Annotated in this window: 23 protein-coding genes; 7 read left to right on the top strand and 16 right to left on the bottom strand. The window is 68.0% G+C overall.

The genetic code is table 11. The features are described 5' to 3' along the window. Positions 1-144: 144 nt before the first annotated feature. From BMZ19_RS13240 to BMZ19_RS13210, 7 genes are all read right to left on the bottom strand, one after another. Entirely contained in the window at positions 145-1758 is a 1614-nt protein-coding gene (locus BMZ19_RS13240; RefSeq protein ID WP_090311644.1) for a FadD3 family acyl-CoA ligase, read from the bottom strand. 17 nt (positions 1759-1775) lie between these two features. Then, the gene (locus BMZ19_RS13235) at positions 1776-2804 is read right to left on the bottom strand and encodes a ferredoxin--NADP reductase (RefSeq protein WP_090311643.1); all 1029 of its coding nucleotides are present in this window, start codon (positions 2802-2804) and stop codon (positions 1776-1778) included. Positions 2805-2806: 2 nt separating this feature from the next. Then, a complete protein-coding gene (locus BMZ19_RS13230) occupies positions 2807-3580 on the bottom strand; it encodes an SDR family oxidoreductase (RefSeq protein WP_090311642.1) in 774 nt (257 codons plus the stop codon). 18 nt (positions 3581-3598) lie between these two features. Continuing rightward, positions 3599-5308 (bottom strand): FAD-binding protein, encoded by a 1710-nt coding sequence (locus BMZ19_RS13225; protein WP_090311641.1) that lies wholly within the window; start codon positions 5306-5308, stop codon positions 3599-3601. 10 nt (positions 5309-5318) lie between these two features. After that, positions 5319-7025, bottom strand: coding sequence for an FAD-binding protein (locus BMZ19_RS13220; protein ID WP_090311640.1), 1707 nt, complete (start codon positions 7023-7025; stop codon positions 5319-5321). 34 nt (positions 7026-7059) lie between these two features. Next, the gene (locus tag BMZ19_RS13215; RefSeq protein WP_090311639.1) at positions 7060-8247 is read right to left on the bottom strand and encodes an acyl-CoA dehydrogenase family protein; all 1188 of its coding nucleotides are present in this window, start codon (positions 8245-8247) and stop codon (positions 7060-7062) included. Positions 8248-8551: 304 nt separating this feature from the next. Continuing rightward, positions 8552-10000, bottom strand: a complete 1449-nt coding sequence (locus BMZ19_RS13210; protein WP_090311638.1) for an aldehyde dehydrogenase family protein — start codon at positions 9998-10000, stop codon at positions 8552-8554. Between the two features lie 185 nt (positions 10001-10185). Between BMZ19_RS13210 and BMZ19_RS13205 the strand changes: the two genes are divergently transcribed. The 6 genes from BMZ19_RS13205 to BMZ19_RS13180 all read left to right on the top strand — a co-directional run bounded on the left by BMZ19_RS13205 (position 10186) and on the right by BMZ19_RS13180 (position 16297). Next, positions 10186-11166 (top strand): flavin reductase family protein, encoded by a 981-nt coding sequence (locus BMZ19_RS13205; RefSeq protein WP_090311637.1) that lies wholly within the window; start codon positions 10186-10188, stop codon positions 11164-11166. A gap of 129 nt (positions 11167-11295) precedes the next feature. After that, entirely contained in the window at positions 11296-12069 is a 774-nt protein-coding gene (locus tag BMZ19_RS13200; protein ID WP_090311635.1) for a glucose 1-dehydrogenase, read from the top strand. A gap of 79 nt (positions 12070-12148) precedes the next feature. Further along, entirely contained in the window at positions 12149-12940 is a 792-nt protein-coding gene (locus BMZ19_RS13195; RefSeq protein ID WP_090311633.1) for a fumarylacetoacetate hydrolase family protein, read from the top strand. Positions 12941-12965: 25 nt separating this feature from the next. After that, positions 12966-13886 (top strand): acetaldehyde dehydrogenase (acetylating), encoded by a 921-nt coding sequence (locus BMZ19_RS13190; protein ID WP_090311631.1) that lies wholly within the window; start codon positions 12966-12968, stop codon positions 13884-13886. A 10-nt stretch (positions 13887-13896) separates the two neighbouring features. Next, on the top strand, positions 13897-14928 hold the full coding sequence (gene dmpG / locus BMZ19_RS13185) for a 4-hydroxy-2-oxovalerate aldolase (protein WP_090311629.1): 1032 nt from the start codon (positions 13897-13899) through the stop codon (positions 14926-14928). A 52-nt stretch (positions 14929-14980) separates the two neighbouring features. Then, positions 14981-16297, top strand: coding sequence for a spinster family MFS transporter (locus tag BMZ19_RS13180; protein WP_090311627.1), 1317 nt, complete (start codon positions 14981-14983; stop codon positions 16295-16297). A gap of 100 nt (positions 16298-16397) precedes the next feature. On the opposite strand, the gene BMZ19_RS22415 is transcribed toward BMZ19_RS13180, so the two are convergent. Then, a complete protein-coding gene (locus BMZ19_RS22415) occupies positions 16398-16565 on the bottom strand; it encodes a hypothetical protein (protein ID WP_170847763.1) in 168 nt (55 codons plus the stop codon). 342 nt (positions 16566-16907) lie between these two features. Here BMZ19_RS22415 and BMZ19_RS13175 point away from each other — a divergent pair, with 342 nt between their 5' ends. Then, on the top strand, positions 16908-17666 hold the full coding sequence (locus BMZ19_RS13175) for a hypothetical protein (protein ID WP_090311624.1): 759 nt from the start codon (positions 16908-16910) through the stop codon (positions 17664-17666). Between the two features lie 176 nt (positions 17667-17842). Here the strand turns inward: BMZ19_RS13175 and BMZ19_RS13170 are convergent, their stop codons facing one another. From BMZ19_RS13170 to BMZ19_RS13135, 8 genes are read right to left on the bottom strand one after another with little or no spacing between them, the layout of a single operon-like run. After that, positions 17843-18289, bottom strand: a complete 447-nt coding sequence (locus tag BMZ19_RS13170) for a lipocalin-like domain-containing protein (protein ID WP_090311621.1) — start codon at positions 18287-18289, stop codon at positions 17843-17845. Continuing rightward, on the bottom strand, positions 18286-19149 hold the full coding sequence (locus BMZ19_RS13165; protein WP_090311618.1) for an alpha/beta fold hydrolase: 864 nt from the start codon (positions 19147-19149) through the stop codon (positions 18286-18288). Before BMZ19_RS13165 ends, BMZ19_RS13170 begins: the two co-directional genes overlap by 4 nt. Beyond that, complete coding sequence (locus BMZ19_RS13160) at positions 19146-20105, bottom strand: VOC family protein (protein WP_090311616.1); 960 nt, start codon at positions 20103-20105, stop codon at positions 19146-19148. The genes BMZ19_RS13165 and BMZ19_RS13160 overlap by 4 nt, the downstream gene beginning before the upstream one ends. A 54-nt stretch (positions 20106-20159) precedes the next feature. Then, positions 20160-20918: an SDR family NAD(P)-dependent oxidoreductase gene (locus tag BMZ19_RS13155; protein ID WP_090311614.1), complete on the bottom strand. Its 759-nt coding sequence runs from the start codon at positions 20916-20918 to the stop codon at positions 20160-20162. Positions 20919-20961: 43 nt separating this feature from the next. Continuing rightward, entirely contained in the window at positions 20962-22410 is a 1449-nt protein-coding gene (iaaH, locus tag BMZ19_RS13150; RefSeq protein WP_090311611.1) for an indoleacetamide hydrolase, read from the bottom strand. After that, the gene (locus BMZ19_RS13145) at positions 22407-23168 is read right to left on the bottom strand and encodes an aspartate/glutamate racemase family protein (RefSeq protein ID WP_090311609.1); all 762 of its coding nucleotides are present in this window, start codon (positions 23166-23168) and stop codon (positions 22407-22409) included. The genes iaaH and BMZ19_RS13145 overlap by 4 nt, the downstream gene beginning before the upstream one ends. Before the next feature lie 14 nt (positions 23169-23182). Continuing rightward, on the bottom strand, positions 23183-24508 hold the full coding sequence (locus BMZ19_RS13140) for a M20 family metallopeptidase (protein WP_090311607.1): 1326 nt from the start codon (positions 24506-24508) through the stop codon (positions 23183-23185). Positions 24509-24518: 10 nt separating this feature from the next. Further along, complete coding sequence (locus tag BMZ19_RS13135) at positions 24519-25547, bottom strand: ring-hydroxylating dioxygenase ferredoxin reductase family protein (protein WP_090311605.1); 1029 nt, start codon at positions 25545-25547, stop codon at positions 24519-24521. Positions 25548-25672: the final 125 nt, after the last annotated feature.

Below are 25672 nucleotides of genomic sequence, written 5' to 3'. Positions count from 1 at the left end.
TTTCACTCAAGACGCCATTGCCTGGGCGCCGTCCATCAATGAGTATCCCAGGTGAAAAGCCACTGAAAGCGACTGAACGTCTTGGATCAAGGGATGCAGTGGCCCAGCCGGGGCGGCATCAGCCACCCCGACCAGAAGCGCGAATCAACCCCTCACCGCTCCCCGCAACTCCCCCTTCACCACCTTGTTCGACGCATTCACCGGCAGTGCGTCGAAGAAGCGCACCAGGCGCGGAACCTTGTAGTTGGCCATGCGCTCGCGCGACCAGGCGATCAGCCCGGGCTCGTCGAGCTGCTGGCCAGGGCGCAGGACCACGCAGGCGCAGCCGACCTCGCCCATGCGCTCGTCGGGCACGCCGATCACCGCGACCTGGGCGATGGCCGGGTGTTCGATCAGCCCGGCCTCGATCTCCGCCGGGTAGCAGTTGAAGCCGCCGACGATGAACATGTCCTTGAGGCGGTCGGTGATGCGCAGGTAGCCGCGCTCATCCAGGGTGCCGACGTCGCCGGTGTGCAGCCAGCCCTCGGCGTCGATGGTCTCGGCGGTGGCCTGCGGGTTCTCGAAGTAGCCCTGCATGACGTGGAAGCCGCGCAGGCACACCTCGCCCGCCTCGCCCGGCGGCAGCGGGCGGTTGTCTGAATCGACCACGCGCACTTCGGTGCCGGGGATGGCGCGGCCGCAGGTGGTGGCCACGGTCTCGGCGTCGTCGGCCGGGTCGCAGATGGTCGCCAGGCCGCCGCACTCGGTCAGCCCGTAGGCGGTGGTGACCACCTCGAAGCCCAGTTCGCGGCGCATGCGCTCGACCAGTACCGGCGGGATGGTCGCCGCGCCGGTCACGGCGATGCGCAGGCTGGACAGGTCGGACTCGGCCAGGCGCGGGTGGGCGAGCATCGACAGGTACAGGGTCGGCGGGCCGGGCAGCACGGTGATGCGGTCGCGCTCGATGCGCTGGAACACCGCCTCGGCGTCGAACACCGGGTGCGGCAGGATGGTTGCGCCGGCCAAGAGACAGGTCAGCCAGCCGGCCTTGTAGCCGAAGGCGTGGAAGAACGGGTTGACGATCAGGTAGCGGTCGCCGGGGCGCAGGCCGATGACCTTCACGTATTCGGCGAAGGCGCGCAGATTCTGGCCGTGGCCGCTCATCACACCCTTGGGCTTGCCGGTGGTGCCGGAGGTGAACAGCAGGTCGGAAAGGTCGTCCGGGCGCACCGTCAGGGCGCGCGCCATGGCCTCGTCGAGATCAACCGTCGCACCGCGGGCGAGGAAATCCGCCCAGTCCAGATCGCCGCAGGCGGAGGACTCCTCGCAGGGCAACACCACCACCCGCTCCAGGCTCGCCGGGCGGTGGGCTTCGAGCATCGCAGGGTAGTCGACGCCGAGGAACTGGCCGACGCAGAACAGCAGGCGGGTGCCGCTGCGTTGGAGGATGTCGGCGGCCTCGCTGCCCTTCATGCGGGTGTTGATCGGCACCAGGGTGGCGCCGGCGCAATGCACACCCAGCGCGGCGAGGATCCAGTCGTAACGATTCGGCCCCCACACGGCGACGCGGTCGCCGGGCTGGATGCCTTCGGCGAGCAGCGCGCGGCTCACCGCGAGCACCCGCTCGGGCAGCTCGGCATAGTCGATGCGCACCTCGCCGTCGACCAGGGCGCAGTGGCCGGCATGGCGGCGCGCGGCGGCGAACACCAGGGCGGGAATGCTCGTCGGCAGCAGATCGGCGGCGGCGGACGGAGCGGTGGAAATCGAAGTGTCAGTCATTGCAGCCCCCAGGCCGGTCAATCGGGAAAGCGCACGCGCACGTGCGCGCTGGTGGCCACGGCCTGGCAGGCCAGGGTCCAGCCTTCGTTCAGCTCCTGCTGGTCGAGGGCCTCGTTGCGCAGCAGCTCGACCTCGCCCTGCTCCACCGTGCACATGCACGAGGCGCAGGCGCCGACCAGACAGGAGTGCGGGGCGCGCACGCCGGCGCGGCGCATGGCGTCGAGCAGGGTCTCGCCGGGTTCGCAGTCGAGGGCGTGTTCGGCGCCGTCGAGGCTGACTTCCAGGCGCGCGGCCACCGCCGCCTCGCTGACCACCGCCTCGCCCTGCTCGCCCTCGCCGGGCAGCGAGACGAAGCGCTCGACGTGCACCTTGGCGGCCGGCACGTCGAGGCTGTGCAGCGCGCTCACCGCGGCGTCCATGAACGGGCCGGGGCCGCAGATGAAGGCCTCGCCGTGCTTGAACGGCCGCGCCAGCTCGGCGAGCTGCTCGACGGCGGGAATGCCCTGCACCGAGTCGAGCCAGTGGATCACCTGCAGGCGGCTCGGGTGGGCGCTGGCCAGCGCCTTCAGCTCGTCGCGGAAGATCACCGAGGCTTCGTCGCGGTTGGCGTAGATCAGCAGCACACGACCGGAACCGGCGTGCAGCACCGAGCGCAGGATCGACAACACAGGAGTGACGCCGCTGCCGCCGCCGAACAAGAGGAAGTCGCCGTCCAGGCTGCGCGGCACGAACACCCCTGCCGGCGCCATTACCTCGATGGCATCGCCGGCCTTGGGCACGTCGCACAGCCAGTTGGAGGCGCGGCCATCGCGCACGCGCTTGACGGTGACGCGCAGCGGCTCGTCGAGCAGCGGCGTGCTGGACAGCGAGTAGCAACGCGGCAGCCAGCCGCCATCGTGGGGGATACGCAGGGTGAGGAACTGGCCCGGCTTGTACTGGAATTGCGCGGTCAGCGCGGCCGGCACCTCGAACACCAGCGAGCGGGCGTCGGCGGTTTCCTCGATGACCTGCGCCACGCGCAGGGAGATGTATTCGGGACTGTTCATAACTAGATACTCATGACGAACTGGCCGCTGTCGACGCGCAGCTCGATGCCGTTGATGGCGCGCGACTCGTCGCTGGCGAGGTACAGCGCAGCGGCGGCGACGTCCTCGGGCAGGCACATGCGGTTCATCGGGTCGCTGTCGATGGTGAAGCGTGCCGGGTCGATGCCGGGCGGGTAGGAGGCCACGGTCATCGGCGTGAGCACGCCGTCGGGGTGGATGGAGTTGCAGCGGATGCGGTACTTCTGCTTGCGGCAGTGCGCCGCCACCGCGCGGTTGAGGGCCGCCACCGCGCCCTTGGAGGCGCAGTAGCCGGCGTAGTCGTCCTTGCCGGCCAGGGCGGCGATGGACGAGACGTTGATGATCGAACCACCGCCGCTGTCCTTCATCAGCGCCACGCCCACGCGGCAACCGAGGAAGGCGCTGTCGGAATTGACGCGCAGCAGCTTGTGCCAGTCGTCGAGGCTGGTTTCCTCGATGGAGCCCTTGAGCAGGATGCCGGCGTTGTTGACCAGCACGTCGAGACGACCGTAGCGCTCGCGCACCGCGACGGCGACCTCGTTCCAGCCGGCCTCGCTGCTGGCGTCATGCTGGATGAAGCTGGCCGCTGCGCCCCGCTCTTCATTAAGTTGGTCGGCCAGCGCACGGCCGGCGTCGGCATTGATGTCGGCGATCAGCACCCTGGCGCCCTCGCCCACCAGCGCCTGCACGATGGCGCGGCCGATGCCGCTGGCGCCGCCGGTGACCAGGGCGATCTTGTCCTGTACCCGTCCTGTCATGTTCGTCTCCTGGTGGTTTCAGCCGAGCGCGCCGAGCGGCGCGGCCTGGGTGTGATTGGCCATGTCGCGGCCGGCATGGGCGGCTGCCTCGCCGGCGCGGCGGCCGGAGAACACGCAGTCGGCCAGCGACAGGCCGCTGATGTAGAGGTGCGAAGGGATGCCGATGGCGGTGCGTCCGGCGGCGTACAGGCCGGGAATGGCCTGGCCCTCGCCGTCGAGCACTGCGCCGTTGTTCTCGTCGACCTTGAGGCCGCCGAGGGTCAGCGCGCCGAGCGGGAAGATCGGGTTGCCCACCGAGATGTCGCAGGCGTAAAACGGCCCCTGGTCGAGCACCTGGCGGCTGCTTACCGACTTGCCGACCGGGTCCGGCGCGGTGCCGCGCGCGGCGGCGTTGTAGGCGCGCAGCGATTCCTCGAGCAGCTCGGGACGCATGCCGGTGACGCCGGCCAGTTCGCGCGCCGTATGACCCTTGCGCACCTTGAGCAGCATCAGCGCCAGCGCCGGCACGCTCTGGAACCACCAGTAGCCGCCGAACAGCGCCTGCTTGATGGCCTGGCGGCGCAGGCGCGCGTCGAGCACCAGCCAGGCCTTGCCGCCCTGCTCCTCGCACAGCGGGTAGCCGAGGGTGCCGCCGTAGACTTCCTCGTTGACGAAGCGCTGCCCCGCGGTGTTGACCACGATGCCCTTGGGCCAGCACAGCGGCGGGTTGATGAAGCGCCACGGCGAGACCTGCTGCAGGCGGTCGCTGGCGGCGCCGGCGGTCAGGCCCAGGCGCAGGCCGCTGCCATCGCAGCCGGTGGCGCCGACCTTGAAGTTGCGCCGGTACTTGGGCGCGTGTTCGCCGATCAGGGCGCGATTGAAGATGAAGCCGCCGGTGCTGAGGATCACTCCCTGGCGGGCCTGCACCAGCCGCGGCCGGGCATGCTGCTGCTCGATCCGCGCCACCTTGCGGCGCAGGCTGTCGCAATAGGCCGGGGCGAAGTTCTGCAGACGCTCGGCGCGCGCCGCCAGTTTGGCGTGCTCTTTCGCCGCCGCACTGCCCGGCGGCAGGCACCAGAGTTCGGCACCGATCACCCGCCCCTTGGAGTCGAGCACCAGGCGCCGCGCCGCGGACTGGGTCTGGGCCCGCACGCCGGCACGCAGGCAGGCTTCCTGCAGCCGGGCATAGAGCACCGCCCCGCACTGGCCCTTGCCGACGGTGCGATGGCCGCGCGGCGCCGGCGGGTTCTCGCCACCATGGGAGGGCACCATTTCGTTGCCCGAGTAGTAGAGGAAGTAGCCGTCCGGCGGATAGGAGGTCTTGCCGCCGCCCGGCGGCATGCTGTGTTCGTAGCGCGCGCCGTGGCCCTCCAGCCATTCCAGATTGGCCACGCTGCTGTCGCAGAAGCGGCGCAGGGTGGCATCGCCGATCACGCCCTGGGTTTCGTGCTTGAGGTAGTCGAACATCGCCTGCGGCGTGTCGGCGAAGCCGGCATCGCGCTGTTGGCGGGTGCCGCCGCCGGCGTAGACCACCCCGCCGCTCTTGGCGCTGGCGCCGCCGCCGGTGAAGCGGTCGGCGACCAGCACGTCGGCACCCTGGGCGCGCGCTTCCAGCGCCGCGCAGGCGCCGGCAGCGCCCCAGCCGATCACCAGCACGTCACATCCATCGGCCCACTCGACGCTGCCGGCGTCGGCTACCTGCAACGGCAGCTGGATGTCGGTGCAGGTCGAAATCGGTTCGCTCTTCATCCTGGCCTCCTCAACGGTTGGCGGCGATGTGCTGGGCGGCGATGTAGCCGAAGGTCATCGCCGGACCAAGGGTGCCGCCGGCGCCGGGATAGCTGGTGCCCATCACCGAGGCCGAGGTGTTGCCGATGGCGTACAGGCCGGGGATCGGCTCGCCGCTCTGGTGCAGCACCTGGGCGTTGGCATTGGTCAGCAGGCCGCCCTTGGTACCGATGTCGCCGGCGTCCAGGCGCATGGCGTAGAACGGCCCCTTGGCCAGTGGCGCCAGGCAGGGGTTGGGCTTGACGTTGCTGTCGCCGTAGTAGCGGTCGAACACGTTGCCGCCACGACCGAAGTCGACATCGATGCCGGTGCGGGCAAACTCGTTGACGCGTTTGACGGTGCTTTCCAGGCCGCCAGCGTCGACACCGATCTGCCGGGCCAGGTCGGCCAGGCTGTCGCCCTTCCAGTACACGCTGTTCAGCCACTCCTTGCGCAGGCGGCTGTCGGGCATCACCTGCGCCGGCATCAGCGGGCCCATGGCGTAGTGGAAGCGGAAGTGCGCGTCGAAGATCACCCAGGCCGGGATCGCCTTGCCGCCCTTCTGGTGCTCGCGGTACATGGCGTCGCCGAACTCCAGGTAGGGCGCCGCCTCGTTGACGAAGCGCTTGCCTAGGCCGTTGACCACGATGGCGCCGGGGAAGGCGCGCTCGGCGAACACGCCACGCGGCTTCTCCTCGCCGGGTACGTGGATGGTCGGCGCCCACCAGGCCCAGTCGAGCAGGTCGGTGGCCGCGCCCGCCGCCATGCCGGCCTCCAGTGCAGCGCCGGTGTTGTTGGCCGGCGGCGTGGCGCTCCAGCCGGCGCGGGTCGGCTGCGGCAGGTACTTGTCACGCAGCGCCTGGTTTTGCTCGAAGCCGCCGGAGCCGAAGATCACCCCGCGGCGCGCCTCGAGGGTCAGCATCTGGCCATCGCGGCAGACCTTGATCCCAGCGACCCGGCCGTCCTTGATCATCAGCTCGCGGAAGTCGGTTCTCAGCCACAGCGGCACCTGGCGGTCCATCAGCGAACGGCGCAGCGAGCCGATCAGCGCGCTGCCGAGGGCGGCGCGGCGGTCCTGCTTGGTCTTGCGCCGCCACTTGATGTCGAGCTTGTAGCGCGCCATCAGGCCGAGAATCATCAGCCGCCAGCCGAACTCGCGGGCCATGGCCTTGTGCGCGTGGCGGGCGGTCCAGGCGATGCGTCCCATCAGCAGGGTCGACGGAGACGGTTTGCGCAGGTTGTTCAGCTCGTCGCCGAGCAGGCTGGTGTCGAACAGTTCGGGGTCGAGGGTGCGCCCGCCCGGCAGCGAGCCGGGCAGATGGGGATAGTAGTCCGGGTACTTCTCGGCCACGGTGTAGCGCACGCGGCTGCGCGTCTCGAGGTAATGGATCATCCGCGGCGCGTACTCGAGGTAGGCGCGCAGGCGCTCCTCGTCGATCTTGCCCTCGGTCGACGCCTTGAGGTAGGTGAAGGCCTTGTCGAAGCTGTCGTTACCGCCCTTCTCCGCGAAGTAGTGGTTGTTGGGAATCCAGATGCCGCCACCGGAAATCGCCGAGGTGCCGCCGTACTTGTCGCTCTTCTCGACGATCAGCACGGAGAGCCCCTGGTCGGCGGCGACGACTGCCGCTGCCATCGCACCTGCCCCCGAGCCGACGACGATCACGTCGTAGGCGGACTGGGACTGAACCTGTGTTGTCATTGTTGTCGTGTCCTGTGCCGTGGTCGCTGGGTGTTCAGACGTAGGGATCGGGGTTGGGCAGGCCGAGCTGCACCGCGCCGAAGCTGCGTCCGTAGGCCGCCACGTTGTTGGAGATGTGCCCACGCGCCTGGTGCAAGTCGCGGAAGGTGCGCGCCACCGGGTTGGTGCTGTACAGGCCGGAGGCGGCCATCGAGCGCAGCAGGTCGCTGATCCGCTCGGCACAGACGTTGGTGACGTGGGCCGACTGGTAGCGGTACAGCAGGCGGGTCTCGGTATCCGGGATCTCGCCCTGCTCGGCCAGCGCCAGCATGTGGGCGAAGTTGCGCTCGAGCACCAGCTTGAGGGCATCGACGGTCATGATCGCCTCGGCCACCGCGGTCTGCGCCACGGGATCATCGGCGGTTCTGGCGCCATGCTTGCCAAGGTGTTTGGCGGCGTTGTCGCGGAACTGGTTGATCGCGCCCTGCAGGGCGCCGAGGCACGAGCTGGACACCGCGCGGGTGAACACCTGGGCGAAGGGCAGCGCGTAGATCGGGTTGGTGTTGACCTCGCGGCCCGGGGTGGCCGCCAGGCTGGAATTGTTGGTGCGCTGCACGCGATGGGCGGGGACGAAGGCGTCCTCCACCACGATGTCGTGGCTGCCGGTGCCGCGCAGGCCGAGCACGTCCCAGTTCTTCTCGATGCGGTAGTCGCTGCGCGGCACCAGGAAGGTGCCGTGTTCGGCAGCCTGGTCGCCCTCGACGGGGAGGATGCCGCCGAGCAGGCACCACTGGCAGTGCTCGCTGCCGCTGGAGAAGCCCCAGCGGCCGCTGATGCGATAGCCGCCTTCGACCGGAGTGACCTTGGCCACCGGCATGTAGGTGGAGGAGATCAGCGTGCTGATGTCCTCGCCCCACACGTCCTGCTGGGCCTCGACCGGATAGCGCGCCAGCTGCCACGGGTGCACGCCCATCACGCCGTAGATCCAGGCGGTGGACATGCAGCCCTCGGCGAGGGTCATCTGGATCTCGAAGAAGGTGCGAGGATCGACCTCGTAGCCGCCCCACTTCTTCGGCTGCAGGGCGCGGAACAAGCCGGCCTCCTGCATCTCGCGGACAGTCTCGTCGGGCACCTTGCCCTCGCGGTCGGCCTGTTCGGCACGTTCGCGCAGGGCCGGAACCAGGCGACGGGCACGATCGATCAGCTCGATCTCTTCCCGGGTTTTCTCTCGCATGACCTGCATCGGTAAGTCCTCCGTCAATCTCGCTGAGCGAATGTGCTCGTGAGACCGATGATCCGGCGCAGCCCCGCGCCGCTCATCGTCAAACCGGACTAGGCAGAAGGGTGCAGAAGGCGGAATGCAAAGGCCCGGCGCAGGGGCCGGGCCTTGGAGAGGCAATGGAGGGGGCGCTGCAGGGTGAGAGCGCCGTAGCGTGGGAGCCCCCGTTCTGTAGGGGCGAATTCATTCGCCTTGCGGGACATCTTGGCGAATGAATTCGCCCCTACAGCCACTCGTGCGATTGCCCTCTACGGGTTATGACGGCAGCCTACGGGGTCACCTGCGCCTCCATGGCCGCAAGGAAGTGTTCGCCGTAGGGCGGCAGCAGCCCCCACTCGCGGCGCGGGTCGTAGGCGCCGGCCTCGAACACGGTGCGCGCGTGGCTGAACTCGAGGAAGCCCTCGAGGCCGTGGTAGTGGCCCATGCCGGAGGCGCCGATGCCGCCGAACGGCGCGTCCTGCATGGCGGCGTGCATCATCGCGTCGTTGATGGTCACCCCGCCGGACAGGGTGTGTTCGAGCACGCGCTGCTGCTCGGCGGCGTCCTGGCCGAAGTAGTACAGCGCCAGCGGGCGTGGTCGGCTGTTGATGTCGGCGAGCACCGCGTCGATCTCGTCGTAGGGCAGCAGGACCATGGCCGGGCCGAAGATCTCCTCCTGCTGGATGCGGCAGGACTGCGGCGGATCGACCACCACGCGCAGCGGCCGGCGGCGGTCGGCAGCATCGGCCGCCGCAGCATCGGCCGCCGACGTCTCGGGCAGCGACTCGACGCGCACGCCGGCGGCGACGGCATCCTCGACCAGCCCCTCGACGCGCTCCAGATGGCGCGCATTGACCACCGCAACCACGTCCGGATTGCCCTGCACCTGGGGGAACAGGCTGGCGTAGGCGCCCTTCAGCTCGGCGAGGAAGGCTTCGAGCTGCTCGCGCGGCACATAGACCAGGTCCGGGTTGACGCACAACTGGCCGCCATTGTTGGCCTTGGCGGCGGCGATGCGGAAGGCGGCGGTGGCCAGATCGGCGCTGCGCGCGACGATGGTCGGCGACTTGCCGCCCAGCTCCAGGGTGACCGGCACCAGGTTGTCCGCGGCGCTGCGCATCACCAGCTTGCCGACCGGCGTGCTGCCGGTGAACACCAGGTGGTCGAACGGCTGCGCGCTCACCGCTGCAGCGATGTCCGGACCGCCGGTCACCACGCCGACCACCAGCGGATCGAGCAGCTCGGCACAGGCCGCGGCCAGCACCGCGGCGGTACGCGGGGCGATTTCCGAGGGTTTGAGGATCGCCCGGTTGCCGGCGGCCAGCACGTAGGCCAGCGGACTGAGCAGGGTGAACAACGGCGCGTTCCAGGTGCCGATGATGCCCACCGAGCCCTTGGGCTGGTACATGACCCGGGCCTTGGCGCCGAGCTGGTCGTAGGGGGCGAACGGCTGGCGCTCCTGCGGCTGCATCCACTGTTCCAGATGATCGCGGGCGTGCTTGAGCGAAGCCAGCGAGCCGAGCACGTCGTTCATCAGCGAGAAACCCGGCGGGCGGTTGCCGAAGTCCTCGTCCATGGCCTTCGCCAGTGGCTTGTGCCAGGCCACCAGCAGGTCGATCACCTGCTGGATGCGCCGCCGGCGCTCGGCCGCGTCCACCGCCCCCTGGGCAACGAACGCGGACTTCTGGGCAGCCAACAACGCGACCAACCCCTCGACAGACGAAATTGCGGAACTCATCGAACCTCCTGAAATCCAGCTGCGACGCCCGGTCCGGCGTCCTTGGCGCGATACTGGCGACGCCCCGCAGCGCCCGCGTCGTCCGATCGGACGAGCCCTGCTGGCGCTAGTCCGTTGAGACGATGTTGGTGGGGGACGGCACTCGGATACTCGTCTCACCACTCCCGGCTCAAGCGAGGCAGAGCATGAACGCTCCGGCTACCTTCGACCCTCAGGCATTTCGCGCCGCCCTGGGTACCTTTACCACGGGGGTGACCATCATCACTACCCGCAGCGCCGACGGCGAGCCGATCGGCATCACCGCCAACAGTTTCAACTCCGTGTCGCTGAATCCGCCGCTGGTGCTGTGGAGCCTGGCCAAGAACGCCCGCAGCCTGCCGGCCTTCAGCAGCGAGAAGTACTGGAACGTGCACGTGCTGGCCGCCGAACAGGAAGCGCTGTCCGGGCGTTTTGCCGCCCAGGGCAGCGACAAGTTCGCCGGCGTCGAGCTGGACGACGGCATCGGCCCCGCCCCGCTGCTGCCCGGCTGCACTGCGCGTTTCCAGTGCCGCACGGCGTTCCAGTACGAGGGCGGCGACCATGTGATCTTCGTCGGCGAGGTGCTCGCCTTCGACAACAGCGGCCATGCCCCGCTGGTGTTCCAGAGCGGCCAGTACGCGCTGGCCGCACGCAAGCCGAGAACCGAGCTGCGCCTGGCCGCCCCGCCACCGCCGGAGTGCAGCTATACCGAGGATCTGCTCGGTTACCTGCTGGGCCGCGCCCACTACCAGATGCTCGACACCCTGCGCCGCCTGCTGTCCGGCCAGCAGCTCGACGAGCAGCAGTTCTTCATCCTGTCGATCCTGTGTATCCGCGACAACCTGACCCTCGACGAGATCAATGGCTTCGTCGGCTATACCGGCCTCAAGGTCGGCGCCGAGACGCTGCAGGCTCTGCAGCAGCAGGACCTGATCGCCTGCGAGCAGAACGCTGCCGGTACCGAACGCTATGTGATGACCGCCGCCGGTCGAGAAGCCTCCCTGCACCAGATCGCGCTGGCCAAGGCCGTCGAGAGCGAGGTCGCCGACAAGCTGGACGCCGGCGACGTGATGGCCCTCAAGGTGCTGCTCAAGCGCCTGGTCGCCGCCACCGATCCGGGCTTGCCCGACCTCTGGGCCGCCCGTTGAGTTTTTCGTAGGGGCGAATTCATTCGCCAAGCAGGCCACCGGCCTGCACTTGGCAACACCTGGGGCCGCGTTGCGGCCCATGGCGAATGAATTCGCCCCTACAGGCCGACAACAACAAGGAGATATGCCATGAACATCCTGCAGCGCTTCAACCTCGACGGCAGCGTCGCCGTGATCACCGGCGCCGGCCGCGGCATCGGCCGCGCCATCGCCCTGGCCTACGCCGAGGCCGGCGCCGACGTGGTCTGCGCGGCGCGCACCCTGGCGGACGTCGAGGCGGTGGCCGAAGAGATCCGTGCCCTGGGCCGCCGCGCCATTGCCGTTTCCTGCGACGTCAACGACGGCGCGCAGCGCGAGGCGCTGATCGCCGCCGCTCGCGAGCAGTTCGGGCGCATCACCCACCTGGTCAACAACGCCGGCGGCGCCGGCCCCAACGACCCGCTCACGCTGACCCCGGAGCGCCTGGAGGAGATCCTGCGCTTCAACGTCACCTCGGCCTACCACCTCACCCAACTGTGCGTGCCGCACATGCGCGAGGCCGGCGCCGGCAACGTGATCAACATCACCTCCGGCGCGGCGCGCTACGCCCAGCGCCAGTTCAGCGCCTACGGCACCGCCAAGGCGGCGCTGACCCAGATGACCCGCCTGCTGGCCCAGGACTTCGCCCCGCAGGTGCGGGTCAACGGCATCGCCCCCGGGCCGATCCTCACCGACGCCCTGCAGCGGGTGATGCCCGCCGAGATGCGCACCGCGATGGAGACCGGCACGCCGCTGGGCAGCCTCGGCGAGGTCGAGGACATCGCCGCCGCCGCGCTGTACCTGGCCAGCCCGGCGTCGCGCTGGGTGACCGGCAAGATCCTCGAGGTCGACGGCGGCGCCGAGAACAGCGTCTGGCCGGGCTGAAAGACGCTGTAGGGGCGAATTCATTCGCCCACATGCCCCGGCAAGGCGAATGAATTCGCCCCTACATAAAGGCAATCGCATGAACGAATCCCTGATCGATACCTTGGGCGACGAACTGTTCGCCGCCCTGCGCAACCGGCGCACCCTGGCGCCGTTCACCGAGCGCCACCCGGACATCACCCTCGACGACGCCTACCGCATCTCCCTGCGCTTCCTCGCCCAGCGTGAGCAGCAGGGCGAGCGGGTGATCGGCAAGAAGATCGGCGTCACCAGCAAGGCCGTGCAGGACATGCTCAACGTCCACCAGCCGGACTTCGGCTTCCTCACCGACCGCATGCAGGTCGCCGACGGCGCCGACGTCAGTCTCGCCGTGCACCGCCTGATCCAGCCGCGCGCCGAGGGCGAAATCGCCTTCATCCTCGCCGAGGACCTGGTCGGTCCCGGCATCAGCGCCGATGACGTGCTGGCCGCCACCGCCTGGGTGGTGCCGTGCTTCGAGATCGTCGACTCGCGCATCCACGACTGGAAGATCCGCATCCAGGACACCGTGGCCGACAACGCCTCCTGCGGCGTGTTCGCCCTCGGTGAACAGCGCATCGACCCGCGCAGCCTGGATCTGGCCGCCGTGCGCCTGGAAATGTTCAAGAACGGCGAGCCGGCCGGCAGCGGCCTGGGCTCGGCGGTGCAGGGTCATCCCTGCGCGGCCGTGGCTTGGCTGGCCAACACCCTGGGCGAGCTGGGCATCCCGTTCCGCAAGGGCGAGGTGATCCTCTCCGGCGCCCTCGCCCCGCTGGTGCCGGTGGGCGCCGGCGACAGCATCCACCTCTCCCTCAGCGGCCTGGGCGAAGCCTCGCTGCGCTTCGTGCCCTGAAGTCCCCCTTTTCGAGAGCGAAACCATGACCAAGAAGATCAGATGTGCGCTGATCGGGCCGGGCAACATCGGCACCGACCTTCTCTACAAGCTCAAGCGCAGCCCGGTGCTGGAGCCGGTGTGGATGGTCGGCATCGACGCCACCTCCGAGGGCCTGGCCCGCGCCCGCGAGCTGGGCCTGAAGACCACCAGCGATGGCGTCGACGGCCTGTTGCCCCACGTGTTGGAAGACAACATCCAGATCGCCTTCGACGCCACCTCGGCTTACGTACACGCCGAGAACAGCCGCAAGCTCAATGAGCTGGGCGTGCTGATGATCGACCTGACCCCGGCGGCCATCGGCCCCTACTGCGTGCCGCCGGTCAACCTCAAGCACAACCTCAAGGCCGGGGCGATGAACGTCAACATGGTCACCTGCGGCGGCCAGGCGACCATCCCGCTGGTCGCGGCGGTGTCCAGCGTGCAGCCGGTGGAGTACGCCGAGATCGTCGCCACCGCCGCCTCCAAGTCGGTCGGCCCTGGCACCCGCAAGAACATCGACGAATTCACCCGCACCACCGCCGGCGCCATCGAGAAGGTCGGCGGCGCCAAGCAGGGCAAGGCGATCATCGTCATCAACCCGGCCGAGCCGCCGCTGATCATGCGCGATACCGTGCATTGCCTGACCGAGTCCGAGCCCGACCAGGCGGCCATCACCGCCGCGATCCTGGCGATGATCGAGCAGGTCCAGCAGTACGTGCCCGGCTACAAGCTGGTCAACGGCCCGGTGTTCGACGGTAACCGCGTGTCGATCTTCATGGAGGTCGAAGGCTTGGGCGACTACCTGCCCAAGTACGCCGGCAACCTCGACATCATGACCGCCGCCGCCGCGCGCACCGCCGAGATGTTCGCCGAGGAAATCCTCAAGGGCGAACTGACCCTCGCCCCGCAACCCGCCCTCGCCTAAGGAACCGACCATGGATCTTCGCGGCAAGAAAATCACCGTCCACGACATGTGCCTGCGCGACGGCATGCATCCCAAGCGCCACCAGATCAGCCTGCAGCAGATGAAGGACATCGCCAGCGGCCTGGACGCCGCCGGCGTGCCGCTGATCGAGGTCACCCACGGCGACGGCCTGGGCGGACGCTCGGTGAACTACGGCTTCCCGGCGCACAGCGACGAGGAATACCTGTCGGCGGTGATCCCGCTGATGAAGCAGGCCAAGGTCTCCGCCCTGCTGCTGCCGGGCATCGGCACCGTCGACCACCTGCGCATGGCCCGCGACCTGGGCGTGCACACCATCCGCGTGGCCACCCACTGCACCGAGGCGGACGTCTCCGAGCAGCACATCAGCATCGCCCGCCAGCTGGAGATGGACACCGTCGGCTTCCTGATGATGGCGCACATGAACAGTCCGGAAGGGCTGGCCAAGCAGGGCAAGCTGATGGAGAGCTACGGCGCCAACTGCGTGTACATCACCGACTCGGCCGGCTACATGCTGCCCGATGACGTGGCCGCGCGGATCGCCGCGCTGCGCGCGGTACTCGATCCGGCCACCGAGATCGGCTTCCACGGCCACCACAACCTGGCAATGGGCGTGTCCAACTCCATCGCCGCCATCGGCGCCGGCGCCACCCGCATCGACGCCGCCTGCGCCGGCCTCGGCGCCGGGGCCGGCAACACGCCGATGGAGATCCTCGTCGCGGTGTGCGATCGCATGGGCATCGAGACCGGCGTAAGCGTGTTCGGCATCCAGGATGTGGCCGAAGACCGGGTGGTGCCGATCATGGACTTCCCGATCCGCAGTGACCGCGATGCCCTGACCATGGGCTACGCCGGGGTCTACGGCTCCTTCCTGCTGTTCGCCAAGCGCGCCGAGAAGAAGTACGGCGTGTCGGCCCGCGAGATCCTCGTCGAGATGGGTCGCCGCGGCATGGTCGGCGGCCAGGAGGACATGATCGAGGACACCGCGATGACCCTGGCCCGCCAGCGTCAAGCGGCCAGCTGATCGCCCACCCAACCACGGGCCGCCAGGCCCTTCCCGTCAGAAGGACTCTGTGATGGCCCGTGCAACGACTTCCCCCGGCCTGTGGCGCAGCCACGGTCTGCTGTTCCTGCTGGCCCTGATGTATGCCGACTCCTTCGTCGGCCGTCAGGTACTGGCGGTGATGATCGAGCCGATCAAGCGCGAGTTCGGTGCCAGCGACAGCGCCATGGGACTGATCTCCGGCCTGGCCTTCGCCGTCATCTACGCGGTGCTCGGCCTGCCGGCCGGGCGCCTGGCCGACCGCATGCCGCGTACCCGCCTGCTGGCCGGCGCGTGCCTGCTCTGGGCACTGGCGACCATGCTCTGCGGCCTGGCCGGCAGCTTCGTGGTGCTGGTGCTGGCGCGCATGGCGGTGGCGGTGGCGGAATCGCCGACGACACCGACCTCAATGTCGCTGATCGCCGACCTCTATCCGCCGCACCGCCGCTCGTTCGCCATCAGCTGCTTCACCGCGGCTCCGACCTTCTCGGCGATCATCGGCCTGAGCGTCGGCGCCTGGCTGGTGGAAACCCACGGCTGGCGCAGTGCCTTCCTGCTCATCGGCCTGCCGGGCCTGCTGATCGCCGTGCTGCTGGCCATCAGCGTGCACGAGCCGCAACGCGGACGCTGGGAGCTGAACCACACGCCGACCGCCCCGCAGGGCATGCTGCGTAGCGCGCTCGATCTGTGGCGCGAGCCCGCGCTGCGCTGCCTGCTGCTCGCCAGCGGTTTCACCACCCTCAGCGGCTATGCCTTCGCCATGTGGAACGCCAGCTTCCTGGTGCGCTCCCATGACCTGTCGCTGCAACACGCCGGGCTGCTCGCCGGCCTGGTCGCCGGCGGCGCCTCGGGCATCGGTACGCTGTTCAGCGGCTGGCTGACTGACCGCCTGGCGCAACACAACCGCCACTGGCTGATCGGTATTCCGCTGCTGGGCAACCTGATCGGCGGCCTGGCGATGGCCGCCTACCTGCTCTGGCCGACCTCCACCCTGGCCCAGTTCGGCAGTGTGGCCTTGCCCACCGCCATGCTCTGCTGCGCCGTTGCCTGCTTCTTCTCGGTGTGGTGGGTCGCGCCGTCCTTCACCCTGGTCACCCACCTGGTCGCCCCCGACCGGCGTGGTACCGCCATGGCCATGCAAACCATCCTTTCCACCCTGCTCGGCGTCGGCCTCGGCCCGCTGACCACCGGCATTCTCAGCGACCTGCTGCAACCGGCCTTCGGCGCCGAGTCTCTGCGCTACGCCCTGCTGGCGATCAGCGCAACCGTCAGCCTGCCGATCTTCCTGCTGTGGCGGGTATACGGACTTACGGTCAGGCAGGAAGCGGCGCTGGCCTGCCGAACACTCTGAGCGATCACCCGAACTGGTTTTTCAACCAAAAAAAACGGCATCTCTTGTGAAGATGCCGAAAATCACGCCCAACATGTTCTTTCTACAACTCAATCGAAACTCAAAATCCGCCAAAAAATTGCGCCAACCCGATCCGCGACAGAATCAAGCCCATCATTCCATCATTGACACCCTTTCCTGCATACGGATCATAAATGTACGGCAAAACCAAAAAACCAAGCAGAAAAAAAGATATTACGAGCCATATTTTTTGTTTTTCTAATTTCATGATATCCACTCCGCATGCCTCAATCCGACAAGGAATGACCGAAACTGCATACGGATTCTACATAGCAAAACAACTTAAGCATCGTCCAATTGGACTATAAAAATCCAGCAGAAAAATGCTGCTATACATGCTGCCCACGCACACTCAGCAGCCTACCCTAGACTCCTCTTGACCGGAACAGCCCAACCCACATGGAGGCTCAACACCTGAAAAATCCGTTGAATGCCTGACTCACCATTATCAATTCAGAATGGCACGCACACCGAATAACACCAACAACCAATCAATCCTTTTAACACCATAAAATCGCACGCAAAAACAATAAAAACAGGAGATTCACCCATGTTTTCCCGTTTACTATCGATTCTTTTCATTTTGACTCTCAGCATCCCCGCCTGGGCAGGACCGACTGCCGACCAGCGTCTGCACGAGATCCGCATCACTGGCTTTTTACTCTGTTCGAACCTGCTGGTTCACTTCAACAATCACGACGCTGCAGCCACTTTCGACCCAGAGGCGAAGGAAGCCTATCGGCAGAACCTCACTCACCTGCAAAAAATGCTGGAAGACACTCCTGAAAACATGGAGATCGCCAATTCACTACAAAGAATACAGTCAGCGATCGAACAGCTTGAGCAACAGCCAAAAGATGCGCACGAGCAATACTCGCGCTGGATAAATCCCATCCTGCGCGAGCATGGGACATTCGAAAAGATCGTTGCCTCAGCCTATGAAAAAGCCCCTGCAACAGATCCGGCTACCGCCAACCTCAACCAGCAAAGCCTTGACATAAGCCGCATGCTTCTCCTCTACGAAACCCAGGCATTCATTGGACTTGGCATATTCTCCATCGACTTCCACGAGGATGTTTTCCAGGAAATCGACCAGAGAATAGATGCCCGGCACGCGACGCTGCTTGACCAGCTCCCTGCCTCGAAAGACGAGCTTGAAAAAATACGCACCGACTACAACTTCATCCGCCCGCGCCTGCTCCACCCCGATCAGAAGCTGGTTCCACGCAGCGCCGCAATATACCTGGGAAGGAGCGTGACTCGATTGAACAGCCTGACCGACACCAGAATCATTGCCGCCCAACAATAAATCATGCAACTGACGCCGCATTGATGCGACGTCAGTTGCAGGTCAATCAAGGTTCGCCGCAAAGAAGCACCCCCGGCAAACTCCAGACAACTGGCCCGTGGAGTATCGTGGCAGAGTTTCCGAGGGAGCGACCTGAGGTTCATTGGCACCGGAAAGTGACATTCAGGGAGGGGCAATCATCGAGGTCCGTCAACCGCAGGCAGTGCTCGCGTCCACACCAACCTCGCGGTACGCGCCTCCGAGGTCCCCTCCTCCAGGCGCGCAGTGAGAGACAACACGCCACCCTCCAATACTGCCTTGCGGCGCTGTGAACCTCCCTCCCAGTTCGGAAACAGGCTGTGGCGGACATGGTGTTGAACGGTGTCACCTTCGACGTCGTACGGCCCGGCGTAGGTCAGGTAGCTGCCATAGGCGGCGGCTTTCTCCGCATCGCTGGCCGACCACTGCCCGCCGGTGGTGAAGTGCTCGCGGTTTTTCTTGGCGATCGCGCAGAACATGCCGAAGGGGCTGTACTCGATGAAGCCTTCCAGCTCCTTGCCCATCGGATGGACGACACGGCCATCGTCGTAAAGCTGCTCCCAGGACAGGATGTTCCAGCGGCCGCGAATGGTTTCCTTGTTCATACATTGCTCTCCTTGCGCTCGGCGCACAGGAAGTCGATGAGCAGTCGGCTGAAGGCCGCGGCCTGCTCGATTTGCACCCAGTGGCCGCATTCGCCGAACACGTGCAGCTGGGCATGGGGGATCAGGCGGATCAGCCGCTCGGAAGTCTCGAGCGGGATCACCTGGTCGTCGCGGCCGTGGATGATCAGGGTCGGCTGCGGCAAATGGCGCAGCGCTGCCTCGTCCACTGCGAGCATCTCGATGCCCTGCTGGCGGGGCGCCGGGAACAGCTGGGCAAAGCGGGTCTGCACGTCGTCGCGAATGCTCGCATCAAAGCGCATGCGCACCAGGTCGTCGGTGATGATGCTGTGGTCGAAGGCGAACACCTTCATCAGCTCGCGCATCGCCTCCAGGGAGGGCTGGTAGCCCCACACCTTGTCGAGGCCCTCGGTGAGGGGGAACGACAGGCCGGCGGCGCCCATCAGCACCAGACGGTTGACCCGCTCGGGATGGCGCAGGGCGAAAGCCAGGGCGATGGCGCCGCCGAAGGAGTTGCCGACCACCGACACCTTGGGGATGTCCAGGGCGTCGAGCAGGCCGACCAGCTGCGCCACCCAGGCGTCCGGATCGAGCGGGCGGTCCATCGGGCAGCGGGTGTAGCCGAAACCAAGCATGTCGGGAGCGATCACCCGGGCCTGCTGGGACAGCGCCGGGATCACCCCGCGCCAGTTGGCCCAGGCGGTCACGCCGGGACCGGAGCCGTGGATCAGCAGGATGGCTTCGCCCTGGCCCTGGTCGTGGTAGTTGATCGTGCAGTCGCCGACCTGGAGGCTGTTGGCCACCTCCGGGGAGGCGGCGGGAGCGGCAGTAAGGGTGGTCATTGGCTCACCTTGGCGGTTTGGCTGGTGGTTACTACGGGGGCGCGCAGACCGCGCTTGGAGAGATCCTTGAGAATCTGCCGGGCATGCTCGCGCTTGTCCGCCGGCAGCCAGGTGCGATCGTGGCCCCACAGGCTCATGCCGGAGAGTTCCTCGACCTGCCAGTCGGGGCCGATGGTGCGCGCCGCCCAGCCGAGCTCCAGCATCCAGCCATCGGGATTCTTCAGGTAGAACGAGGTCACGTGGTCATTGATGTGGCGGCCGAGGGTGACGCCGATGCAGTCGGGATTTTCCAGGGCGATGTCGTGGGCGCGGCCGAGGTCGTCGAAGTCGTTGTACTCGAGCATCAGGTGGTAGAGCTTGCGCGGGCCGCCGGTGTAGGCGATGCCGAGGGTGTGGTGGCGCGGGTTGACGTGAAGGAACTCGACCTTGAACGGCACGCTGGTGTAGTCGCTGACCTTGAACTGCAGCACCTCCTTGTACAGGTGGCACATCTCATCGAACTTGGGGGTGATGAAGGCGACGTGGCCCAGGCCCATGTCGCCGGTGCGGAAGCCCCCCAGCGGACGACCGGGGACGAAGGGCGTGGTGGCGTCCGCAAGGCCCAAGGCGACCTCGACGCGGCAGCCGTCCGGATCGTCGAAATGAAACAGATCGGCGACCCCGCGCAGGGCGATTTCCTCGCCGCTGCCCGGGCGGGTCTGGTAGCCGGCCTGCTGCAGCGCCTGGCGTGCCTGCGCGAAGGCGGCCGCATCGCTGGCCTCCAGGCCCATGACCATCGAGGACTCGCCGTCGACGGCCTGCAGCACGAAGCGCTGCACCTTCTCGTCCACGCGCAGCCGCGCGCATTCGCCGGGCTGCACGATATCGACCTGCATGCCGATATGCTCGCCGGCCATCTTCAGCCACTCCGCCAGGTGCGGGGTGTGCACCACCACGTAGCTCAATGCCTTGATCATCTTGTCGTTCTCCTCTGCATGGCCACCGCGCGCCAGGCACGCGGCGGCCGGCGACTATTCGGCGGACATCCCGCCATCCACCGAGATGCTGGTGCCGGTGACGTAGGAGGACTGATCCGACAGCAGCCACAGCAGGGCGGCGCTGACCTCCTCGGGGCGGCCGATGCGGCGCATCGGCACGCCGTCGTCGTACATGTGCTCGTCGCCGCCGGTGACGCGGTCGTAGCTCGGCGTCTTGATCGGCCCCGGGCACACCGCATTGATGCGGATGCCACGGGTCGCGTAGTCCAGCGCGGCGGCGCGGGTGGCGCCGACGATGCCGTGCTTGGCGGCTACGTAGTAGGCCGTGTGCGGCATGGCCTTGAGGCCGAAGATCGAGGCGTTGTTGACGATGGCCCCGCCGCCGCTCTGCAGCATGGCGGCGATCTCGTACTTCATCATGTACAGGACGCCCTTGAGGTTGATGTCGATGACTTCGGAGAAGTCCTCGACCGGCGTCTCGTGCACGTCGTTGAACGCGCGCTGCAGGCCGGCGTTGTTGAAGGCGCCGTCGACGCGGCCGAAACACTGCATCGCCAGGGCGACCAGCGCCTCGCAGTCGGCGGGGTTGGCCACGTCGGTGACGCGGAACGCTGCCTGGCCGCCGGCCGCGATGATCTCCTCGACCACCGCCAGGCCCGCCTCGGCGCTGCGGTTGCCGATCACCACGCGGGCGCCGGCGCGGGCCAGCGCCAGGCTGGCATCGCGGCCCATGCCGCTGCCGCCGCCGGTTACGATGACCACCCGGCCATCCAGTTGGTAATCCAGATTCATGCGCTACTCCTCATGGCGCGGGACTGCCCCGCGCGCGCTGATGTCAGGCTCGCGGGATGCGTCCCAGCACCGCCTCCAGGGCGATGCCGATGGCCAGCAGGCGGCGGTCGCTGCCAGCCGGGCCGTCCAGCTCCAGGCCGACCGGCAGACCGCTGGCGGCGCCGAGGCCTGCCGGCAGCTGGATGCCCGGCAGGCCGGCACTGGCCGACGGCTCGGTGTTGCGGATCAGCCGCTCGAAGCAGGCCAGCTCGTTGACCTCGGGGCTGGCCGTCGGCGCCACCACCGGGGTGGTCGGGAAGATGAAGGCGTCCAGCGCGTGGCGTTCGAACAGCTCGGCGTAGTGCGCCTGCAGCGCCGGGCGCCCGCTGGCCATGGCCGCCGCGTACAGCGGCGCGGAGTCGACCAGGCCGTCGGCGCCGGGAACCTGGCTCGGCAGCACCAGCTGCTGGTAGATCGCCTGCACGTCCGGGCTGGCGATGCCGCGGGCCAGTTCGTCGATGTCGATGCCCGGCCCCTGCTCGCGCAGCCAGGATTCCATCGCCGGGCGGGCCTCGTGGATCACCACCAGCGTGCCGATCGGCTGGGTAAGCGCCTGCAGGCGTTCCTCGGCGACCTCCACCAGGGTCACCCCGGCGGCACGCAGCTTGTCCAGTGCCGCCTCGGCGACCGCGCGGGTGTCGGCGTCGAGGTCGCGCCAGAAGCCGGGGGCGATGCCCAGGCGCAGGCCGGCCAGGGTTGCCGACGGCAGCGCGGCCTCGCCGGTGATCAGGCCGTCGAGCAGGGCGACGTCGGCCATGCACAGCGCCATCGGCCCGACGGTGTCGCGGCTCGGCGCGATGGGAATCACCCCGCGGCCCGAGTAGCGGCCGTGGCTCGGGCGCAGCGAGGCGCAGCCGTTCAGCGCGCAGGGGATGCGCATCGAGCCGCCAGTGTCGGTGCCCAGCGCGGCCAGAGCCATGCGTGCGCCCAGAGCTACCGCACTGCCGGAGGACGAGCCGCCGGCGATGCGGGTGAAGTCGTAGGGGTTGCGCACGCCGAGCAGCTCGCCGGTGTTGAACGCCGGGTTGTAGCCGGTGGCGCCGAAGGCCAGCTCGTGCATGTTGGTCTTGCCCAGCACGATGGCGCCGGCCTCGCGCAGCGGACGCAGGCTCGGCGCGTCCTCCGCCGGCACGAAGTCGGCCAGCGCTGGGGTGCCGGCGGTGGCCGGCAGGCCGGCGGCGTGGATGTTGTCCTTGACCACGATGGGGATGCCGCTCAGCGGCTTGAGCGGCTCCCCGGCGCGGCGCGCGGCGTCCGCCGCGTCGGCGGCAGCCAGCGCACCCGCCGCGTCGAGGGTGACGAAGGCGTTCAGCTCGCGGCCGGCCTCGGCGCGCTCGAGGCAGGCCTGCACCAGCTGGCGGCTGCTCAGGCGGCCCTTACGGAAGGCGTCGACCGCCTCGGCGATGGTCAGGTCGGTGGCGCAGGCAGCCTGCGCGAACAGGGGCAATTTCATGGGCGGCTCCCGGTAGCGGAGAAGGCATCGAAGGCGGCGTCCTTGAACGCCTCGGGGCTCGGATAGGCGACCTTGCTGTGCGCCAGGCCCAGATCGAGGAACAGCTCGCAGAGCTTGTAGGCGATCTGCCCGGGGTTGAGCACCGGCACCGGCAGGCGCTCGGCGAGGAAGGCGTGCGACTGGTGCATGGTGGTGGAACCGAGCACGATCACGTCGGCGCCGTCCTCGGCGATGGCGCGCTGCGCCTCCTCGAGCAGGCGGCCGAACACCACCTCCTCCTTGCCCTGCAGCAGCGCCTCGGTGTCCGGGCGCACGTCGATCGCGCGGATCGACGCCAGCCGCGACTCCAGGCCGTATTCCTTGAGGGTCTTTCGGTACAGCGGGAACCAGCGCGGCCACATGGTCAGGATGCTGAACTTGTGGCCGAGCATGCTGGCCAGGTGGAAGGCGCCCTGCCCCGGCGCCAGCACCGGGATGCTCAGGCGCGAACGCAGCGCGGCGAGTCCGGAGTCGCTGACGGTGTTGATGCACACCGCATCGAAGCCCTCCGCCTCGGCCTGGATGCCGGCGGCGATCACCGCCTGCTCCATGATCGCCATGTCGTAGTAGCTGTCGGCCAGGGTCAGCACCTGGCCGGCGCCGACGAAGCTGACCTCGATGTCCGGGCGGATCAGCTCCGGCGGCAGCTGCGACTCCACCAGCGGGCGGGTCGCCTCGCTCATCGGCACCGGGAAGATCATCTTGATGCGCTTGCTCATCGTGGCGGTGCTCCTCACAGGTCCAGCTCGTGGCGCGAGCGGGTCAGGGTGTCGATCAGCGCGTACATGATCTTCTTCGCGCAGGGGATCAGGTCGGGGACGTAGGTCGCGCCCATGCCGCCGAGGCCCTCGGCCACCGGCAGCGGCGCGCCCTGCGCCGGCCACGGCCAGCCGATGCGCGCGGTGGGGATCCCCAGGCGGCGCAGCGCGGCGCCGTCGGTCTGCCCGCCGAGCAGGTCGGCCTGCCCGTGCGGACGGTGCTCGATGTGCTCCCAGCCGCGCTGGCACGACTGGATGATCCAGTTCTGCGGATCGGTGCTGCCGCCGGCCACCGATCCGTACATTTCCCAGTCCAGATCCAGTTCGGGACGCTGCGCCTGCAGCTCGCGGACGAAGGCGGCGAACTGCGCCTTGACATCGGCCGGGCTGGTGCGCGGATTGACCCGCACGTCGAAGAAGATCTCGGTGACCGCCGAGGGGAAGGCCGGGCGCTGCACATCGCCGCCGCGCACCCCGGCGATCCAGCCATGCGGCTTGATCTGCCCGGAGGTGTTGCGCTCGGCGTAGTCGATGATCCAGCGCTCGAGTTCCTGGATCACCGTGGCCGCCGGCACCACCGAACTGCGGAAGCCCGGAATGTCGCGCGGCACGCCGGCGTAGCCGAGGGTGCCGTGCACGCGCAGCTTGAACCAGGCCATGCCCGGCTCCTCGTGGTAGACCCAGTTCCACGGCTTCATGATCACCGCGAAGTCCGGCGAGCCCCCGCGGTTGAGCAGGTGGAACACGCCGTTGGACATGCCGGCATGATCGCGCCCGGCGATGTCCACCGGCATGCCGCCGTCGGCCATGCCCACCAGCAGGTCACCGACCAGCGGCACCTCGGCCTCGATCAGCGCGGTGGCCACCTCGGTCAGGGTGGCGACCATACCTTTCGGGTTGGAGGCGCCGAGGCCGAATACCCAGTCGTCAATCATCCGCGCCGAGGGCTGCATGTCGGCCTCGGGCGCCTTGCCGGTGAGGATCTCCTGGGTCTCGTCGCCCTCCAGGTGGGTATCGATGGGCGCATAGAGCAACACGCTGGCTCCGCCACCGCTGCCGCGGCGCTCGGCCAGCACGTTGCCGCTGGTCGCGCTCATCGGCTGGTAGCGGGCGGACAGGCCGACCGACTCCAGGTGCCGGGTCATGAACTGGCTGGCCGCGCCGGCCGCGCCGGTCGGGCTGTGGATATTGGTCAGGTCGAACAGCAGGGACTGCAGGCGCTTGGGGTCGATGCGCGCGCAGGCCTGCTCGTACCACATCATCTGCTCGGCCGAGAACGGCACGGAAACGGTCGGTTGCATGGGGAGTTCCTCAGTGGCTGGCCACGAACTGTTCGCTAAAGATGTTTTCGGCGGCGACGCCCAACTCGATCAGCCGCGCGGTGGCGGCATTGATCATCGGCTGCGGGCCGCACAGGTAGGCGACGGTGTCGGGGCTGACCACGTCGCCCTCGCGCAGGGCGCTGACCGGGCTGCCGTGGTGCAGGCCCTCGGTCGGCTCGCGGTCGACGCAGATGCGCGCCTCCAGAGTCGGCAGCCACTGCTGGCGCAGCTCGATGTCGTCGAGGCCGAACAGCACCTCCGGGGTGGCGCAGCCGAAGCTGAGCAGCATCGGCGGCTTCTTGCCGCCGCACTGGCGCAGGGTGTCGATCATCGACAGGATCGGCGCGAGGCCGGTGCCGCCGGCGACGAAGATGTGCGGCGCGCGCTTGTGCTCTTCGCGCAGGAAGAACGCCCCGTACGGGCCGCGCAGAGTCAGCACGTCCTCGACCTGGGCCTTCTCCTCCAGATAGCTGGACATCGCCCCGCCCGGCAGCAGGCGCACCAGCAGTTGCAGCCTGGGCAGGTCGGCCAGGGTGCTGGACGGCGAGTAGCTGCGCAGCACGCCGTAGCCGGGCACCTCGATCTGCACGAACTGGCCAGGGCGGAACTCCAGCCAGTCGTCGTCGGCCAGCTCGAGGGTCAGGCGCACCACGTTGACGGCGATGCGCTCGATGGAATCGATGAAGGCGTGCACTTCACGAGCCACGCTGGAGCCGACTTCGCTGCCGTAGGGCAACGTGAAGGTGCAGTCCGACTGCGCCTGGCACAGGCACAGCAGACGCTGGCCGGCAGCGTACTCGCTGGCCAGCAGCGACGAGCTGGCGCCGGGACGGGTGCGCGCCTCGCCTTCGGCCAGCTGGGCGATGCAGCTGGAGCAGCCGCCCGAGCGGCACTGGTAGAGCAGCGGGATCTCCGCCTCGATGGCGGCATCGAGGATGCTCGCCTCGCCGGCCACGCTGAAACTGCGGCTGACGCCATCGGCAAAATTCACTGTGACCTGGTGCATTGCGTCTTTCATGATCGGGTGCCTCCGTAACGGGCATCAGCAACCAGCAGCGGTGCGTGCTGGGCGCTTGGATTGGAAGGCGGCTGAACGGCCCGCCGGGTTACTGCTGACTTGCCCCGATCATATGAAGCGGCAAA

Origin of the sequence: Pseudomonas linyingensis (assembly GCF_900109175.1) — a bacterium.
GTDB lineage: Bacteria > Pseudomonadota > Gammaproteobacteria > Pseudomonadales > Pseudomonadaceae > Geopseudomonas > Geopseudomonas linyingensis.
The sequence above is the reverse complement of the archived record's forward strand: the minus strand, read 5'-3'. Positions and strand labels throughout refer to the sequence as shown.